A 17,518-nucleotide genomic window follows, 5' to 3' on the forward strand; every position below is an offset into this window, starting at 1 on the left:
TTTTTATACTCATGTAACTTGGATACATGATAAACACAGCACTGCCTATACGGTTTGTGATCGATGAAGCAGTTTCATGCCACAAACAAAACAGCGTGTTCGACTTGAATTGTTTAACCGAATTTAACCAACACATGCCACAGCAATTTCAATTGCTGAAGTTCTGCCTGTATTTCTTCAGGAGATAAGCTTCGTTGACTATTAGCCACTCTCTGCGCCGCTTGCCCTATCGCGAAGGCCGTAATTTCACCATCAATGGCAATATGTTTGGCAAGCTCGACCATATTTGGCCCGCGAAAATCATCAGGAACGCTTTCTACCGCTAATCTATACGCTGGTCGCCAACACAGCTTCATTTCATGTGTGTTCGCTAATAGCTCAAGAGCATTGCCAACCTCTGTACCCTTGAATGACACATCAGCAATGAGGCTTTCGACATCATTGGTTAAGCTGATATCACCGTGAACTTGTGCTTCAACATAATGATCGAGGTTTCTTGCCTTCGATTGAGCCAACCGTAAATCTATATTTCCTTCGTGCTTGGTTAGATCGCCTCTTAGGTAGCTTTCCAAAAACGCCTTAGGCCGGATATTGGTTAAGCCCAAAACAGCATCTCTTTCAAAGCACTCTAATAATGTTGCTGCGAGAATAGGCTTGAAAGCGTCAAGCGTCCCTCTAATTTCTGGTGTTTGATAAGAATCACCAAAACAAAATGTCGCTCGGTGACTGACTTCGGGTTTGAAAACAAAATAACATGAACCGAACCTCGGACATGGGCCGTCCATGTGCTTTGCGATATCTAGCGCGCCGTACTTGGGGCGTTGATTTAGCGGTGCGTTTGTAAATACATCACCAAATAAAAGGTTTTCCCACTGGGCACGCTCGCCTTCTTGGTGTGGGTCTAGTTTGCCGTTCGATACTAAAGATTCAAACTGGTTGAGGTAACGACCTGAGCCTTGCATCGATTCGACAACGGTTAAACCATTTGCTGTTATACGGTCTGGGTGAAAGTGTGCTGCAATCTGAACGTTTTGTTGAATCTTGGCAATTAACTGTTTCACAAGCTGTTCATCAATATTGGACATTTCCAATACGTGCCCTAGTACCTTAAGCTCATTGCTATGTAAAGTTTGGGCATATTCGCTGACATAGCGAATCGCATTTAGCGCTGCAGTGCTATGATTCATCAAAACTCCATGATAGATTTTCAAGCTATTCAATAATCTACCATGGAAATTGAGACCGACAAGATACTATTGCGGAAGATCTATTTGAATAAGGCCGCCATCATTCACTTCGAAATATAAAGACACGGTACCCTGTTGCTGGGTTTGCTTAATGATTTTTACTTCCCGATCCGGAAAACGGCTCATCACGACTGCCTTGAGTTCTGACAATAGCTTTTGTCTATCATCAACTGATAGGTTTACTCCAAGAGACATCCAACCTCCAAACAAAACAATTCTGTATGAATTAAGCGACCAAGCGGAAAGGAACTTAAACCTCTCGTCGTGACTATCTGATTGGAGCAAATAACTCACTAATTCTATGTTGATTTACCTATCAGCCTATACCTGATCTGCGGTTGTTTTACTGTATACCGCAGTGTGCCCTAGTTCTCCTGATGGTAAGCGTCTTTCATTTTTCTTGAGGCATTCAAACTTAAACCCACAACGCTCGGCAACAGCCCGGCTAGGGTAATTTTGCTCTGCCGCGGTGATTTCAACACGGTTAGCTTTCAACTCATTAAATGCATAATCTGTAAGGCAATTAACTGCCTCTGTCATGTAGCCGCATCCATAAGCCGAGGTTCTCAACCAGTAGCCAATCTCAAAATACGGTACGGCTTTATCTCTGACGAGAAGTCCTATGGCACCAATAAACTGTCCAGTTTCCTTTTCAAGGATGGAGTATCGCAACTCTCCCTCAAAAGCTTCAAAATTAGCTATCGCTTGCTTGGTATTCTCAATAGAGGCTTCTTCGGTCAAGGCATAGGGTACCCAAGGTAAAAACACTGCGAGTTCGTCGCGGCTCTCCACTATGGCTTCAAGCATCATTGATGCCCTTTCTAGCGATGGTGGTACCAGCTTCAGCCTTTTCGTTTCCATTTATCATGACCTCCCAAAAGGTTTCCTATCAAAATAGGAACATATCACCTTGTTTTTAAACGCTCAATAAATAGGCTCCTGATTTCAGGAGCCTTTAATTAGTCAAAGGTGCTGGCTATATAATTTTGCTAACACGTTTCTTCAGCAGCACTGCATACCTTTTTCTGTACAGTGTTGGGGGCTGGTTCGTAGTGACTCAATACCATACTGAAACTGCCCTCACCGCCAGTCATCGCCCTCAAACGCTGAGAGTAATCTAACAGCTCATTTTGCGGGATCCGCGCTTTAAGTGAGGTGAAATTGTTCTCTTCAGATTGAGTACCCAATATCACGCCTCGGTTTGCTGCCAAATCACCGCTAATGTCACCGACAGAGTCGGTAGGGATTTGTAGATTAAGCTCCACGATAGGCTCAAGAACAATAGGGTTGGCATTGTTCACTGCATCAAGGAACGCTTTCTTGCCAGCAATCACAAACGCGATTTCCTTGGAATCAACTGAATGGTACTTACCATCATAAACAGTGACTTCTATGTCATGAATAGGGTTACCAGAAATGGCACCTTCCTCTACCGCCTGTCTAATACCCTTTTCAACTGCTGGGATCAAGGATGTAGGAATGGCTCCCCCTACTACTTTATTGATAAATACGAAGCCATCACCACGGTCTAAAGGTCGCACCTTAAGCTGAACTTCACCAAACTGCCCCGCGCCACCACTTTGTTTTTTGTGGCGATAATGGCCTTCAGCCTGCTGAGTGATTGTTTCAAAGTACTCGATACTCGGCTGTTCGGTGTTTACATTGAGCTTATACACCGATGCCATTTTCTCCAGCGCAATTTTCAAGTGGAATTCACCTTGCCCACCCAATACCGTTTCATTAGTGCGGGTACGGTGCTCAAGGCGTAAAGAAGGGTCTTCAGCCGCTATCTTATTCAGCACTTCCGATAGCTTCTGCTCGTCTCCCCTTTTAGTTGTTTGCAGCGCCAAGCTATACATGGGCGCAGGGAATTCGATGGTTTTCATGATGACATCATCTTCATCATGGGAGTCATGGACTACCGAATCAAAATTCAAATCATCCACTTTTGCCAATACACAAAAATCTCCTGCTCTCGCACTAGCGATTTCTAATCGTTTCTTCCCTTGCAACTGATATAAGTGTCCAACTTTAAACGCCTTACTATTTTCACCGATGTAAAGATGAGAGCCGGCATTTATTTCACCCTGGAATACCCGCAAATACGCCAGTTTTCCTAAATACGGATCGACACTGACTTTGTAGACATGAGCTACCGTATGATCCAACTGTTCACAGTCAACTCGAATTTGCTGGCCGTTTTTCTCTAACATCGGTGGATTACCTTCAGAAGGCATCGGCATGATTTCCGCTAAAGTTCGGAGCAATAGTGAAATGCCCTGCCCAGTTTCTGCTGATACGAAACATACCGGGATCACATGCCCCGTTCTTAAAGCTTCCTCGAAGGGATCATGAAGTTGCTCTGGTGTAAGAGAAGAGCCTTGCTCTAAATAAAGCTCCATAAGATTTTCGTCAACTTCGATAACCTGATCAATAAGCTGCTCATGCGCTGCTTCAACGCTATCCCACAAGGTGTCTGCGTCATACTCGGGTGAGAAATAGCAGTCAACAATGGATTGGCCATCTGCTGAAGGTAAATTGATCGGTAGACACTCCTGACCAAAGTGCGCTTGGATTTCCCGAAGGAGCTGAGGTGTTTTATCAGGGTTCAGATCGACCTTGTTGATGATGATCATCTGGCACTTTTTCTGCGACTGGGCAAAAGAATATAACTTTTCTGAAACTTGGTTAAGCGGTGTGTTGGCATCAAAAACTAAAGCAGAAGTTTCAACAGCAGGATAGATACTGAGTGTACGACCCAACAACTCGGGTAAACCGGGGGTATCAATAACATTCATGCGGTGTTTTTGCCAACAGAGTGCGGCGGGGGTAGCTTCAATACTGTGTTGATAGTGGATTGACTGGTCATCAAAGTCTGTAACTGTGTCACCTTCTTTGACATTTCCGAGATGAGTGGTGCATTCTGACTCAAACAACAGACGCTCAATCAAGGTCGTTTTACCTACCCCGCTTTGACCGACTATTGCAACATTACGAATTTCATTCATAGACATAACAGCCTCCGAAGATCAGAAAGACAAACGCTATTTTTCAGCATAAATGGCGGTTTCCCGCCTTCTCGTCTTCCAGGTCAATTTTCGGATGGGTACGTCCATAAGCAGAGGCCCAAATCGCCGCAAGAGTATTAGTAAGAATAACCAAACTTTAAAATTTCATTGTCTCGAATAGCTTGCGCCCATTGACTTCGATTTAATGTGAGTTATTTCATAGGGATGAAGATTGTCTGTTTTTTGTTATAAAAAAAGGCCACATTTGTGACATTCAACGTAAGTGTAGATATCACAACTGCAGCCATTTACTAATCAGGTCTGGTTAAGTACGCTTGTAAGCCTAATAACTTAGCTTGCCATTTCTCTTTTTTGAGACAGATACTTAATCCAGCTTTTTGATGCTGTAGTGGACTCAATGTTGTCTGCTTGCTTAGCAAAGATAATCGCCTTCTCGAGGTTATCGAGCTTGTAATAAGCGCGCACCTTGGCAAGGGCAACATCTGCTTCATGATCTTTATCTTTGACTTTATCAAGCTCAGCAATCGCTTTCTGGTAGTAACCTTGTTGGAGAAGTAATTGCGCCAAAGGCCAACGGTATTTATTGTTCAATGCAGCCGCTTTATGCCATACCGCAATGGACTTATCCCACTCTTTCGCGATTTGCCAATATTGTGCCTGAAGCACTATGAGCTCAACATCTGAATCAGCATCATCAAGCTGTGAATACAAAATTGCTGCACGCTCGGGGATACCACGCTGGGCATAAAGCTGAGCCAGTGTTTTCAAGTCTTGCTGAGTTAACTCTACACCTTGCCTACGCGCCAACGCCAACGTATCTAGCGCCGATTTGGACTGGCCTAAACGCAGTTGGATCCCGGCAGTCTGCTGCCACCATACAAGTTTGTTCGGCTCAAGCGCAATTAGGCTTTCCAATGTAGGTAATGACGCTTTCCATTGCTTAAGCTGCAATTGCGCACCAAGCTTGATGGTCAAAGGTTGCACATCTAGTTTGCCTGCATACTTGACATAAGAGTTGATAGCACTCAACGTTTGTTGCCATTCAGAGATCTGATAGTGTGACTGGGCAATGCGAAGCCAGAGCTCATCCGCTTTCTGATTTTCAGGGATGTTCTTGCTCAAGGCATAGTAATGCGGCAGAGCCTGCTTGAACTGTTCACTTGAGAGTAAAATGTCAGCCAGCATGCGCTGAGTCACCCACGCCTGCTCGTCTTGCAGCAAGCCTGAATTGACGGCATCAGTTAGATTTGCAATTGCCTTGGCAGTGTTATCTTGCTGCCAATAGAACACTCCTAACATACGTTGGACATAGGCTTTGTCGTATGCACGAGATGGGTTCAACCCCTCAAGCATTTCAATCGCCTCTCCCAACTTCTCATCTTGCTGGAGGTTGTGAGCACGTTGCACTCGCCCCGCCGTGTACTGAGAAAGTTCTGCTGAAACAGCCTGTTCAGGAATCAAGCCAAGCGGTAGCGATAAGGCAACAAGTAATGTCAGTTTCTTGATCATTTCTGTATTTTAAACTCCAGTCTTACCGTTTGACCAACCTGAGCAATCGACTTGCCATCGACAACTTTAGGCTGGTACTTCCATTTTCTCAGTGCTTGAATAGCCTCACGCTCAAATAAACGACGCGGCTTAGCATCCAGTACACTGATATCCGTTGGCCGACCTTGCGGGTCAATGGTAAATGACATGACAACGTAACCTTCCGCACCCTGCTTCATCGCCCTTGAAGGATACTTTGGCTCAACACGGTAGAGCGGCATCGCCTGTTGGTTCGCACCAAAATCGGAAAACGTTGGCATATTGATCGCCAAGCCCGATACCGACGCGTCCAAATTCAAGTTCGGCATTGAAGGTGAGATGGTATTGGTCACGGCCTGGTTCGTCGCCTGTGGCATTGCCTGCGGCGGCGGTTCTGGCGTTTCAGGTTTCTCCGGTACCGCGCGCAGCCTGCGCTGGGCTTCACGTTCCTGCTCTACCATCACCATATCAAACGCTAATAGCTGTTTTTCAGCCTCAGGTCGGTGGTTGCCGTTATCGACCATCCACGCCATGAAAGTGAACAAGCCTAACGCCATCGCGAAAGCAGCTGGAATTGCAATGAGTATACGCAGCATTAGCGCTTCTCCGCAGCCAGCGCTATTTTCTGTACACCCGCGCCTTTAGCGGCATCCATCACTCTAACAACGGTACCGTTATAGGCGTGTTCATCAGCCTGAATCACCAAAGAGGCTTCTGGTTGCTCAAGAAGTAAGTGTTCAAGTGTTGCCTGAACGCGCTCTACATCAACAACGCGCTTATCGATATAGACATCGTTGGCAGAAGTAATAGCAATAAAGATACCCGCATCTTTCTGGCTAACAACATTACTCGCTTGGGGACGATTCACTTCGACACCGGACTCTCGAACAAACGAGCTGGTTACAATGAAGAAAATCAACATGATAAATACGATATCCAGCATAGACGTCAGGTCTACCTGGGCATCTTCACGGGCTGAAGAAGGACGACTCAGTCTCATTACTGACTCCTCAATAATTTTTCTAACTTAATTTCGCGCTTGTGGCAGGACTTGGATAAACGAGAATGCACAAACATCCCTGATAGCGCAGCAACCATACCGGCCATCGTCGGTAATGTGGCAAGAGAAATCCCTGATGCCATCAGCCTTGGTTGACTACTACCCTGTGTCGCCATCACATCAAATACTGAAATCATGCCGGTTACCGTACCCAACAGGCCAAGCATTGGACAAATCGCAACCAGTACCTTTATCAGGTTCAGGTTTTGGTTGAGTGCGATATGCGCTTGGCTCAACCAACCATCGCGCATTGACCGTGCATACCAAGATGAATGATCATCCCTCGCCTGCCACTTTTCCAACCAAAGTTGGCGCTGTTTTGGGTAGGTAATGAGCAGGTACAACACCCGCTCAATGACCAGAATCCAGCAAAACATCACTACCGCGGCCAACCACCAGAGAACCTGACCACCTTGGTTCATAAAGGTCTCAAGTGAATATTTCCAAGCATCAAAGAATGAAGCTTGCACTAGCGGAACTTCATACAGATTGCTTTCCATTATGCGGTCGTTCCTGCTTTTTCAGCTTGCTCAGCAACTAGGCTAATACCTTGTTTTTCAAGGATGCTACGGATTGTTTCAGCCTGCGTCGTCAACATATTGTGTGCCAATAGCAGTGGCATTGCTGCTACCAGGCCAAGTACCGTTGTTACAAGTGCCATTGAAATACCACCAGCCATCACGGTTGGGTCACCGTTACCAAACTGAGTGATCACCTGGAAGGTTTCAATCATGCCGGTCACTGTACCCAGAAGACCTAGCATTGGCGCGAGAGCAGCCAGAAGCTTCAGCATTGAAAGACCTTTCTCAAGACCTTGTTGCTCATCAACAATAGTTTCAAGCAAACGTAGCTCAAGCGCTTCTACACTGCGGTTATGTTCTTTGCTGTAAACACTTAGTACGCGACCCAGTGGGTTGTTGCCTGGGTTTTCGGGTGTTTTAAGCTGCTTTTTGATTTGTTGACGGATAGCAAATAACTTAGCACCCCGGAAAAGGCCAATGGACAGACCAATTGCCAATAGGCCAAGAATGATCTTACCAACCACACCACCATGCTCGATGCGATCTTTCAGTTCGGGCGCATTAGCAAGTTGTTCAAGCATGATACCGCGTGATGGGTCGACAACCATTGACTGCATACCGCTTTGCTCAAGCTGAGAAAGCTGGTTGCTAACAGGGCCGTTTTGCGGCTGTTTCAAGTACGGTTTAGCCGACTCGCGCTTGCCGTCCCAAGCTAAGTAGCCTTGGTCACCAATTAGACCAAGACTGCCCAAACGGTATGCATCAACGTTTGCGCTCTTACCCTGGCCATCGATGAATGGTACAGATACCGCACGCAGTTCACGGCTTGCTTGAATTTGCTCTTCAAGCCCTTTCCACAGGCCGTTCAGTTCTTCTAATGAAGGTAGAGTTCGAGCTTCAACAATGCTGTCGATAACCTGGCGGTATTCATTTCGGTCAACGCCCGTTACTGAGAAACCCATTTCTGAATCAAGATCTTTGGCGGCTTGACGAACAACACCAAACAATTCACCTAGGCTGCCCGTTTCCAGTCGAAGCTGCTCTTCCAGCTTCGCCAGTTTGTTTTCATTTGAGCTGAACGTCGTACTTAGTTTGTCTGTTTCTGCTTGTAGCTTCTGACGTTGTTTGATTAAGGCATCACGCTGAGCTTTGAATTCTTGCTCAGTCATCTTGAAGCCTTGTTCACGCTCAGCATTGTGTTGCTGCTGAACTTTTGCTTCCTGGCGTGTCTCTTGAACTAATGAGGTGTTGGCAGAAACAACGGGAACCGTAAATAAGCACAATGCTGCCACTAACGCTTTGATTTTCATGTTACTTAGTCTCCACGTTAACTGAAACTGGCAGTGTGATCAGGCTTGGTGCAGCTTGCTTAGAAGCAATCGCAAAAGCTTTGTTGATGTCTGAAGCAAAAGAGTGGTCAAGTGATTGCCACACCGACTCTTTCTCGTTCCAAGACCAGTAGTTGGTGCCATCTAGGCTACGAGCAACAAGGGAGATTCGACCTAGGTAAAGCATATCTGCTTCGATTGCACCATTATCAAGAGCAACCTGACCTTGGTAGATACCCATCTTGGTACCGTAATCTAGCTCGATTTGGTAAGCCTCAAGGATTCGACGGTATTTCTCAGCATCACTGATATCAGCCTGCACCATCATTTTTTCCAGCTTTTCTATACGCGCCAAACGTTGCTCTTTGCGGATAGGCTTGTCTGATTCGACATTGGCCTTTAGCCCATTAAGCATGCTGTACATCAATGGCACCACACCCTGCCGGGTATCTTTAATGCCATCAATCTGCTGGTTTAGGCTCGCCATTTCATCGTTCTGGTTGTGAACCAAATTGGCTAGGTGATCACGATAAACTTGCAGGTTCTGTACTTCTTCCTGAAGCTGTTCGATTTCCGCTTTCATAGAAAGCGTCTTTTCTGCGCTACGGTCAATTTTCTTCTGGCTGTTAGCTGAGGCCGCATTCATCGAGCTTTCAAGGCTGCGAGCGTCACCTAGTGTACTGGCTTGTACGCCAGCTGTGAGGCTAAGTACCAATAGCGCTAGGCTAGTTTTCTTGATATTCATTTTAAAATCAATGCACTAATAAACGTTAAAAATCTTCAATCTATGAAGGCTATACCAAAAACAAATAAACTCATCGAGTACTAGTCAATGAGTGATAACCAATATACAACAAATGAAAATCAATATCATTTGGATTTACATTATTTAATTAAACAGTAAAAGGGAGAGCACACAGCCCTCCCCCTTTATTAATCAATTAGTAACGTACTTGCAACGTAGCCATGTAGTTGCGGCCTTCGCCAAGGGTTACATTGGTGTTATCACCACCCATCATGTAATCCGTATCAAAGACATTTTCCACATTGAAGCGAGCGATAAAATCTAGGTTCTGATCATAATGGATAGTATGAGAAATACCCATATCTACACGCGTGTAAGCATCTTTCTTAAACGTGTTAGCATCATCACCGTAACGCTCACCAACATATGTCAACCCAAGGTTAATATTGGTATTGTTCTCAAATGCATATCGAGACCAAACTGTCGCACCAAACTCAGGCACGTTTGCCGGACGATTACCCTGATAATCCGCATGACTCTTGTACTCAGCGTCTAGGTACATGGCATTACCGTGCAGAGAGAAGCGTTCTGTTAAATAGCCTTGCATCGCCAATTCAGCACCGCGGTGTACTTGCTCACCACCTTGCGTTTTGGTGTAAGTGCCGTCAGAGTTTTCGATATCCAGTGCTACATCTTCCAGTGCAATATCAAACACCGCACCAGTGACATACAAACGCTCATCGAACAACTCCCACTTAGTACCCACTTCATACTGCTTACCAGTACGTGGTTTCAGGTGCTCACCATCATTGCGGTAAACTTTACCTCGGCCACTTGTTACTTCGCCTTGTGGCTCAAAACTTTCAGAGTACGAGGCGTAAACTGAGCCGTTACTTTTTGGATGGTAGATAACCGCTACTTTAGGAGTCAATGCATCCTCGACTACATCGCTACCCTTGGTTTCTTCGCGATCATAGCGAAGTCCAGCCAAAGCCTGCCACTGGTCGTTAAACGTTACCATATCTTGAATATAGAAACCGTATGAGTCACGCTCAGTTGGTGTGCCTTTCTCCTGTGTGGTGTAATCTAAACCATCCGGTTTTGGCATTGGTTTACCCACTTGAGCAGTGTAGTAATTGCACACCTTATCTCCGTTAGCATCTGTGCTGCAATTGCTATCCGAGTGTTGCTGCCTCTGGTAGAAATAACCAAGCCAGTTACTGCCGACAAGTAGCTGATGGTCCACACCCAAAGCCGAAAACTCACCGACGAAGTCTAAGTACGCCGTATCATATTGCCAGTCATCGTGACGGTCGTAGCCTTGGTATAGGAACTCCCCTGTCTCAGGGTTATAGGTTTCTGGCTGCGAGAAACTTTCAGTATCGTGGCGCAAAAAGTTCTGGTGGTTATAGCTCGCAGTCATACGCCAAACGTCATTAAGCTGAGCATTTACGTCAATGCCGTAGTTTTCAACGTTATTTTCAATCTCTGACCACTGGGCATCCCAGATATGCTCGTTGCCCAGAACCACCTGACCATCCTTAACGTACGCACCAGAGTCTACGTTGCCTTTGTCGCGGGTTTTGTCGTAGTGAACAGACACAGTGACATTGTCGTTAACATCATAATCAACAAACAAGCCACCGACAAAACGTTCTGTTGATGGCGTGCTACCGTCAGTATAAGTACGCCAGTTGTCATAAGTTTGCAGCGAAACAATTGCACGTGCTCGCAATGTCTGCGCTTCGTTCAAAGCACCACTGACATCAACAACAGTACGTGACTCGTTGTCAGAACCGATATCCTGGCTAACATTCACTTGGGTGTCGTAAGTTGGTTTCTTCGAAACCATGTTGATCAAACCACCAGGAGCCGATTTACCATACAGCAAACCTGAAGGGCCTTTAACGACTTCTACTCGCTCTAATAGCTCGATCGGCTGACGGTAATGAGACCAATGTTGTTTGCCGTCACGCAAAAAACCACTGCCGCTTTGGATCTCAAAACCACGCAAAGAATATGTCACTCGGTTACGGGTTTTGTCACCAACAGATACGCTTGAATCGTTTTGCAGCACTTTATCTAAAGAGCTCGCGCGCTGTTCGTCAATCAACTGCTCATCAATAACAGAGACCTGCCCCGCTGTTTCCAACTGGCTCGCTTCAATACGCATCGCAGAGGCATTGGTATCTGCCTTGTAACCGTAATCACGACCGGTTACCACCATGTGTTCATCAACATCGGTTGTCGCAGTGTGCTCTTGGGCATACACAGTTGGTGCAGCTAGGATGGCACCAATAAGTAAAGTCAGCTGACTTTTGTTAAACATATTCCGTTACTCCAAATCGTTTGAGATACAGCGCCTTGTAGTTGATTTATTGATAGGCAGCCTTGTTGTACCCACATGCATTTTTGTGCCGGGAGGAATATAAGTGATAACCATTACCATTTGCAGTTAATTTACATTCTTTGCATTCGTAAAGGAGTGTAAAGTTACGTCAAGCTGACTCTTCACTGTGCCCCATGCAGGAAATGTGTCATTTTCATGGCAGGCAGGTATAATGCGATGTTTTTTAAAATTATCGGTACATTTGAAGTGACAGAAGTAAACCTAGATAACGTTCGTCAGCAACTGACAGCCCTTAACCTAAAAGCAGACAAAATGCGCATTGTCACCGTTTCTGCCTTGGATGAGGATGTACTTGAGTCGTGTACATCGACTGAGGGTGAATGTTTCTATAACAGCTATATGAACGTCATTTACGGAAAAGGCGATCGCTACGTACTTGGCTATCGCTGCGGTGAAGAGGTTGTAGACCATGCAATTATCCGTAAAGGCGATAAATACTATGACCCAACCCTACAAGCTGAAGGTGACTTCAAAGAATACCAGTACGCTGTGATGACTGAATTCACAGTGTTTGACATGATGAAACACGCTAAAAGCAATAAAGACTTCCCGCCAGACGTAGATTACATTTTCAGTAAGGCAGGCAAATTCAAAAACGTTATTGATGTCGAGCGTTTAAAAAAATAACACCAAGCCCGATGCACTGCATCGGGCTTTTTCAATTATACAGCTCTCGGCAGTTGAACGCTTACACGAAAACCATCAGCTAGGTTTTCTGCTTCAACTTTACCATTCATGATGGTTGCCGCTTCTTTCACAATCGCCAGCCCTAGCCCATAGCCACCAGCTTGCTTTTCACGCGATGATTCAATCCGGGTAAACGGGTCAAAGATTGTGGCGATATTCTTTGTTGAGATGCCTTTTCCAGTGTCTTCCACCCACATTTCAATCGCTTCCTTCCCCAAAGCCCTAACAGAAACACTGATAATTGCCTGCTCACCCGCATACTTGATGGCATTGCCAATTAAATTATTCAAAATACGAAGTACTAAGCTATTATCCGCTACCGCCAACATTTCACTCTGATCATTATAAAATTGTAATGACTGTCCGCTGAGCAATGCAGCTTCCATCTTTTCAACTTGATAAACGCATAGACTAGACAGATCAGTTGGGTGCAGTTTCAACTGGTAGCAGGCATTTTCCAACCGGCTATATTCAAGGATCTCACTGATCAGCTCGTTCATTTCACAAGACTCTCGCTCAAGACGATCCAATAAACCTTGCTGCTCATCAGACAGCTTTCTTCTCAATAAGTGCAAAGCCAAATCATGCCGTGCTAATGGCGTTTTAAGTTCATGCGACACATCCCTTATCAAACTTTTTTGCTTTTCCGATAAAGCATCAATCCGCCGGGTCATATGATCAAAACTGTTAGCCAGGGCAGAAAACTCAGTAACTGTATCACCAACTTCATGGCTCACTCTGACCGAAAAGTCCCCCTCAGCTAATCGCTGGCTTGCCACCTGAAGTTTGTTCAACGGCTGCTGTAAATGCCTAGCAAGGATCAGAGACAGAACTCCTAATATTAGCCCCGCAATCACCACTTTTATGACTGTAAAATAGTAAGTAAAAAATCGCGCCGGATGATGATGATGGGGAAATTGAATAAAAATCGTATGTCCGGTCTGTAACGGTATGGCAATGATCGGTTGATTAACCTCATTATCAAAAATCGTGTCAATGTCACGGGCATACTGCAACTTAAATTCAAAATGTGGGTGCATGTCCCTTCCGCTAATTGCTTGTTGTTTTTCATCTAACACAAACAAATAGTATTTCTGCCCCCTCTCCCAATCAGCAAGTTCATCCATATCCCCTTCACGGATATTAACTTCGGCCTGATGGGCCATTTCGACCATATCCGCCTTTATCTTTTCTGGAACATGCAGCATCACTCTTACCATTGCCGCTTCAGCAAGGTTCTGTAACAAGAGAATGATAAACAAGCTGATCGCAAATGAAGAAAATAACCTGAACGCTAATCCATCTCGATCACCGAGACAAAAAGCAGACTTTATCTTTTGAATTACAATGAGACTCATTACAGTTTACGGTTAATTTTTTGCCAGAGTAGCACAAGCTGTATGTCAAGTTTCAATTTATCCTACTTTACGAACAAAAATGTGCCATTTCAGGCTAATCTATTCGTTGATTCACTAATTTCATGTACCTAATTAACAAATTTTGTTTACATAACTGTCTTATTCGCTATGTATCGTGTTAAATAGCAAATAAGGTTATACAACGCACTCGGTATGATCGGCGACGCCATTGCAAGGACGCAACACATGAAACGCTTCATCACACTTACATTTTGCTTGTTTATCTGGGGATGCAGCTCTGGTATCTATATCAATGTGCCAGACACTATCGCTAATAAAACCGGTGCAACTGGCTATCTTGCTGGTAGCTTGGGTGTGACGACAGTATGGCCCTCAACGGGCGAAGGTATCATCACTACCCTCTCAATCCGCCCAGTCGGCAAGACAGGTGAAATCACATTAACCAACACTCAAGCCAAGTCTGACTTTGAAAACGAGCATAACAAAGGCCAACTGTTCGTTGCAGAGCTTCCTATCGGGCGCTATGAAATCAACCAAGTACAATTTAAGGGGAGCAATGGCCGTAAAACCGTCCGTTCTACGTCTAATCAAAATCTTGCTATTTATTTTGATATCACTGAAGACGAAGTGACTTATATTGGGCAGTTCATTACGTCTAGCCTAGTTGCTAATAGTCAATTGTGGAATACGCCGTACCCGAGCGGGTTTGGTGTCATCCACCATAGTTACGCGACAAGTAGAGATCATGAACTTTTGGCTGAACGCTTCCCTGATCTAGAGGCTCTTTCATTCCATGAAGTAGAGCTGCAAGGATATGACACGAATAAATTAGCATCAAAAGTTATTGAGTATTAAATGAAATGGCTTATTGGAAAGGTATTTCCACTTGAATGAAGACATCCTCTAAGTCGCGATCTTCATGCCAGCGATAATCAAAACGCAAGCGTGGCGATTGGCCGTTTTCGCCACCAATACCAAAACTCATCTGCAGTCCGTATTTCTTTATCAGCTCTTTGACTTCTTCAAAATCCATTAAGTCGTCTTCGGCAAACTTATCAGGCATCCACACACCCAGGCCATAGAAGCTTGACGAAACATTGGAGGAGACAAACGGAGAGTCAAATTGGCGTGCCCAGTTATCCCAAAAGCTATCTTTTTGCTTTTCACTGGCATTCCACTCAAAAAGAGGTTCAGAGAATACGTCTGCGGAATTGTAGCCACTATCTGCAGGCATTGCATAAACAGCCGAGCACTCAATTGGTTGGATATATTGAGGTTCTGCTTCTAGTTGAGACCGTCCACCATCAACAGGCGCGATACATGTAGAGCTGTTAAAATATATTGCTGACAACAATAATCCAGAGGAAAAATTCAACACAACCATTCAAAACAACCAAGGTGACGACTTAATCAAACCCACGACAAGTTAAGTTAGCGACTCATTTGCCTAACTGGCATACCACTTATATTTATCCAGCATTGTAGCAACCTTCTTGGTTGTTAAATGTGAAATTGCGCGATTATTGATAATTTGCTCACGAATTTGGGTACTGCGAACTTTGACAGTTTCAGGGCAGGCAAGCACTTGCCATCGCTGCATGATTTCTTCTGCCTTGAAGAACTTATTGAAGTTTAGGAAATTGTCTGGACCAACAACGAAAGTCAGGTTGGCGTCCGGGTATTTTTTTTCAAGTGCTTCAAATACGGCAAACGTTGTGATGGCTTCATCCCCTACCGCGATCTCTTCTTCCAGTCTCGACAGTTCTAGGTTGCTCTGTTCTAGATCCTCAATGAAAGCTTGTACCAGTTTGCACCGCGCATCGTAGTCCAACATCTGCTTTCCCCAAGCGTGACTATAGCTTGGTAGTAAAATCACTTTGTCAAAATGCGTTAGTCGTTCGATAACTGACTGGTGGCCTAGACTCGGTGGGTTAAAAGCACTGCCGAAGATGGCAATTGATGCAGTCATGACTGGAATGTCCTTTTTTTATGCCGTTTTACTGTTTATTTTACTTATTTAACGTAAGAGGATTGATCCTTACATAGAGTTATCGCATATTTTGCAAAAGGTTTAATGCATTTCATCTCTTTTTTGCATTAAATGACGCTATATGGTTACAAATTGGGCAAGCCCCTGAGGATCGATTCATTATGGAACAGTTAATTCGCGAAGAAATGCGCGTATTACCGGAAATTGATGTGGACTTTGAAATTAAACGCCGTATTGCGTTTATTCAAAAGAAGCTCAAACAGTCAGGATGCAAATCACTGGTTTTGGGTATCAGTGGTGGTGTTGATTCAACCACGCTTGGCCGCCTTTCACAACTGGCTGTTGAAGACCTGAACGCAGCGGAAAATACCAACGAATACCAATTTATCGCTGTACGTTTACCATACGGTGAACAAAAAGACGAAGATGAAGCTCAGCTTGCCCTGTCTTTTATCAAGCCAAGCCATTCTGTAAGCGTCAATATCAAAGACGGCGTAGATGGCACTCACGCCAGCACGCTAATGGCACTTGAAGGCACAGGCTTGGTTCCTCAGAGCGAAGGAGCCATTGACTTCGTTAAGGGTAACGTTAAAGCCCGTACCCGTATGATTGCCCAGTATGAAATCGCTGGATTAGTTGGCGGCTTGGTTCTTGGGACTGACCATTCAGCTGAAAACATTACCGGTTTTTACACCAAGTTCGGTGATGGTGCTTGCGATCTTGCTCCATTGTTTGGCTTAAACAAGCGTCAAGTTCGCCAAGTAGCAGCCAAACTGGGCGCTCCAGAGCTGCTTGTGAAAAAAGTACCAACAGCCGATCTTGAAGAGCTGGCACCACAGAAAGCAGACGAAGATGCGCTTAACGTTAGCTATGACCAAATCGACGACTTTCTTGAAGGCAAACCAGTTGACCCGGCTGTATCAGACCGCCTGATCGGTATCTATAAAGCAACACAGCACAAGCGCCAGCCTATTCCGACGATTTACGACGAAGAGTAATGCCCCCGAACAGGGTTGTTGCTATACGCCACTCAATGAAAAGGGCTCAGTTGAGCCCTTTTCTTATGATGCTTCTGAATAACGCAGTAGATTATCTAATTCCCACCAAATCGCTTCACAAAGCCCTTTTCGATATACAGATTGTTTAAAAGCTTGATGCTCTTCTTGATAGAGTTGATAGTAATGATGATTGCTGTATAAGCTCGCACGAACATTTGCTAGCCGATCACACGCTTTTACTATTAAAGCGATTCTGGCTGCCTCTTCTACGGTGTCTAATGTTGCCAATCTTTGGTTGATTTGATGTTTCCTATCTTGCCGAGTTTCTAGCTTATCATCTGTCATATAACAAACTGCATCAGCAACGAGGAAACCGAAATCAGCCGCTAATTCGTCGACAGTAGTTTCAGTGTCTTCAAGTACGTCATGCAGTTGGGCCACAATCATGGCATCTGTACCAAAGGGGCTGGCTAAACGAGAAACTGCATCGAGATGGATATAATATGGAACGTCACCGTACATCTGTCCTGTGTGCTTGGCCCGGGCCAATGTACGAGCCTTGAGGTAACGGTTATTCATCCTTCCCTCCTTCATCTA

At 44.9% G+C, this 17,518-nt stretch carries 18 protein-coding genes; 3 read left to right on the top strand and 15 right to left on the bottom strand.

Annotation, left to right across the window (positions count from 1 at the left end; genetic code table 11):
- Positions 1-113 precede the first annotated feature (113 nt).
- From R2X38_RS01185 to R2X38_RS01235, 11 genes are all read right to left on the bottom strand, one after another.
- Entirely contained in the window at positions 114-1,187 is a 1,074-nt protein-coding gene (locus tag R2X38_RS01185; RefSeq protein WP_317520170.1) for a DUF3626 domain-containing protein, read from the bottom strand.
- A 66-nt stretch (positions 1,188-1,253) separates the two neighbouring features.
- The gene (locus tag R2X38_RS01190; protein WP_317520172.1) at positions 1,254-1,442 is read right to left on the bottom strand and encodes a hypothetical protein; all 189 of its coding nucleotides are present in this window, start codon (positions 1,440-1,442) and stop codon (positions 1,254-1,256) included.
- 126 nt (positions 1,443-1,568) lie between these two features.
- The gene (locus tag R2X38_RS01195; RefSeq protein WP_317520173.1) at positions 1,569-2,108 is read right to left on the bottom strand and encodes a GNAT family N-acetyltransferase; all 540 of its coding nucleotides are present in this window, start codon (positions 2,106-2,108) and stop codon (positions 1,569-1,571) included.
- A gap of 128 nt (positions 2,109-2,236) precedes the next feature.
- The gene (gene fusA / locus R2X38_RS01200) at positions 2,237-4,261 is read right to left on the bottom strand and encodes an elongation factor G (protein ID WP_317520174.1); all 2,025 of its coding nucleotides are present in this window, start codon (positions 4,259-4,261) and stop codon (positions 2,237-2,239) included.
- A 345-nt stretch (positions 4,262-4,606) separates the two neighbouring features.
- Positions 4,607-5,785 (bottom strand): hypothetical protein, encoded by a 1,179-nt coding sequence (locus R2X38_RS01205; protein ID WP_317520175.1) that lies wholly within the window; start codon positions 5,783-5,785, stop codon positions 4,607-4,609.
- Complete coding sequence (locus tag R2X38_RS01210; protein ID WP_317520176.1) at positions 5,782-6,399, bottom strand: energy transducer TonB; 618 nt, start codon at positions 6,397-6,399, stop codon at positions 5,782-5,784. The genes R2X38_RS01205 and R2X38_RS01210 overlap by 4 nt, the downstream gene beginning before the upstream one ends.
- Positions 6,399-6,803 carry an ExbD/TolR family protein gene (locus tag R2X38_RS01215; RefSeq protein WP_107296501.1) on the bottom strand — a complete coding sequence of 135 codons (405 nt, stop codon included), beginning with the start codon at positions 6,801-6,803 and terminating at the stop codon, positions 6,399-6,401. Before R2X38_RS01215 ends, R2X38_RS01210 begins: the two co-directional genes overlap by 1 nt.
- Entirely contained in the window at positions 6,803-7,363 is a 561-nt protein-coding gene (locus tag R2X38_RS01220) for a MotA/TolQ/ExbB proton channel family protein (protein ID WP_317520177.1), read from the bottom strand. Before R2X38_RS01220 ends, R2X38_RS01215 begins: the two co-directional genes overlap by 1 nt.
- Complete coding sequence (locus R2X38_RS01225) at positions 7,363-8,694, bottom strand: MotA/TolQ/ExbB proton channel family protein (RefSeq protein ID WP_317520178.1); 1,332 nt, start codon at positions 8,692-8,694, stop codon at positions 7,363-7,365. Before R2X38_RS01225 ends, R2X38_RS01220 begins: the two co-directional genes overlap by 1 nt.
- A 1-nt stretch (position 8,695) precedes the next feature.
- Complete coding sequence (locus R2X38_RS01230) at positions 8,696-9,457, bottom strand: DUF3450 domain-containing protein (RefSeq protein WP_317520179.1); 762 nt, start codon at positions 9,455-9,457, stop codon at positions 8,696-8,698.
- A gap of 196 nt (positions 9,458-9,653) precedes the next feature.
- Positions 9,654-11,786, bottom strand: a complete 2,133-nt coding sequence (locus R2X38_RS01235; RefSeq protein ID WP_317520181.1) for a TonB-dependent siderophore receptor — start codon at positions 11,784-11,786, stop codon at positions 9,654-9,656.
- Positions 11,787-12,023: 237 nt separating this feature from the next.
- On the opposite strand from R2X38_RS01235, the gene R2X38_RS01240 reads away from it, so the two are divergent.
- The gene (locus tag R2X38_RS01240) at positions 12,024-12,494 is read left to right on the top strand and encodes a hypothetical protein (RefSeq protein WP_317520182.1); all 471 of its coding nucleotides are present in this window, start codon (positions 12,024-12,026) and stop codon (positions 12,492-12,494) included.
- A 35-nt stretch (positions 12,495-12,529) separates the two neighbouring features.
- Here R2X38_RS01240 and R2X38_RS01245 read toward each other — a convergent pair whose 3' ends face one another.
- Complete coding sequence (locus tag R2X38_RS01245) at positions 12,530-13,912, bottom strand: histidine kinase sensor domain-containing protein (protein ID WP_317520183.1); 1,383 nt, start codon at positions 13,910-13,912, stop codon at positions 12,530-12,532.
- Positions 13,913-14,158: 246 nt separating this feature from the next.
- Between R2X38_RS01245 and R2X38_RS01250 the strand changes: the two genes are divergently transcribed.
- Complete coding sequence (locus tag R2X38_RS01250) at positions 14,159-14,788, top strand: hypothetical protein (RefSeq protein ID WP_317520184.1); 630 nt, start codon at positions 14,159-14,161, stop codon at positions 14,786-14,788.
- A gap of 10 nt (positions 14,789-14,798) precedes the next feature.
- Here R2X38_RS01250 and R2X38_RS01255 read toward each other — a convergent pair whose 3' ends face one another.
- Both R2X38_RS01255 and R2X38_RS01260 read right to left on the bottom strand, forming a co-directional pair.
- Positions 14,799-15,317: a hypothetical protein gene (locus R2X38_RS01255; protein ID WP_317520185.1), complete on the bottom strand. Its 519-nt coding sequence runs from the start codon at positions 15,315-15,317 to the stop codon at positions 14,799-14,801.
- A 63-nt stretch (positions 15,318-15,380) separates the two neighbouring features.
- Entirely contained in the window at positions 15,381-15,902 is a 522-nt protein-coding gene (locus R2X38_RS01260; RefSeq protein WP_317520186.1) for a nicotinate-nicotinamide nucleotide adenylyltransferase, read from the bottom strand.
- Between the two features lie 182 nt (positions 15,903-16,084).
- On the opposite strand from R2X38_RS01260, the gene nadE reads away from it, so the two are divergent.
- Entirely contained in the window at positions 16,085-16,921 is an 837-nt protein-coding gene (gene nadE, locus R2X38_RS01265) for an ammonia-dependent NAD(+) synthetase (protein WP_317520187.1), read from the top strand.
- A 63-nt stretch (positions 16,922-16,984) separates the two neighbouring features.
- Here nadE and R2X38_RS01270 read toward each other — a convergent pair whose 3' ends face one another.
- A complete protein-coding gene (locus R2X38_RS01270; protein ID WP_317520188.1) occupies positions 16,985-17,500 on the bottom strand; it encodes an HD domain-containing protein in 516 nt (171 codons plus the stop codon).
- Between the last annotated feature and the right edge of the window lie 18 nt (positions 17,501-17,518).

Origin of the sequence: Photobacterium rosenbergii (assembly GCF_033022775.1) — a bacterium.
Lineage (GTDB): Bacteria > Pseudomonadota > Gammaproteobacteria > Enterobacterales > Vibrionaceae > Photobacterium > Photobacterium rosenbergii_A.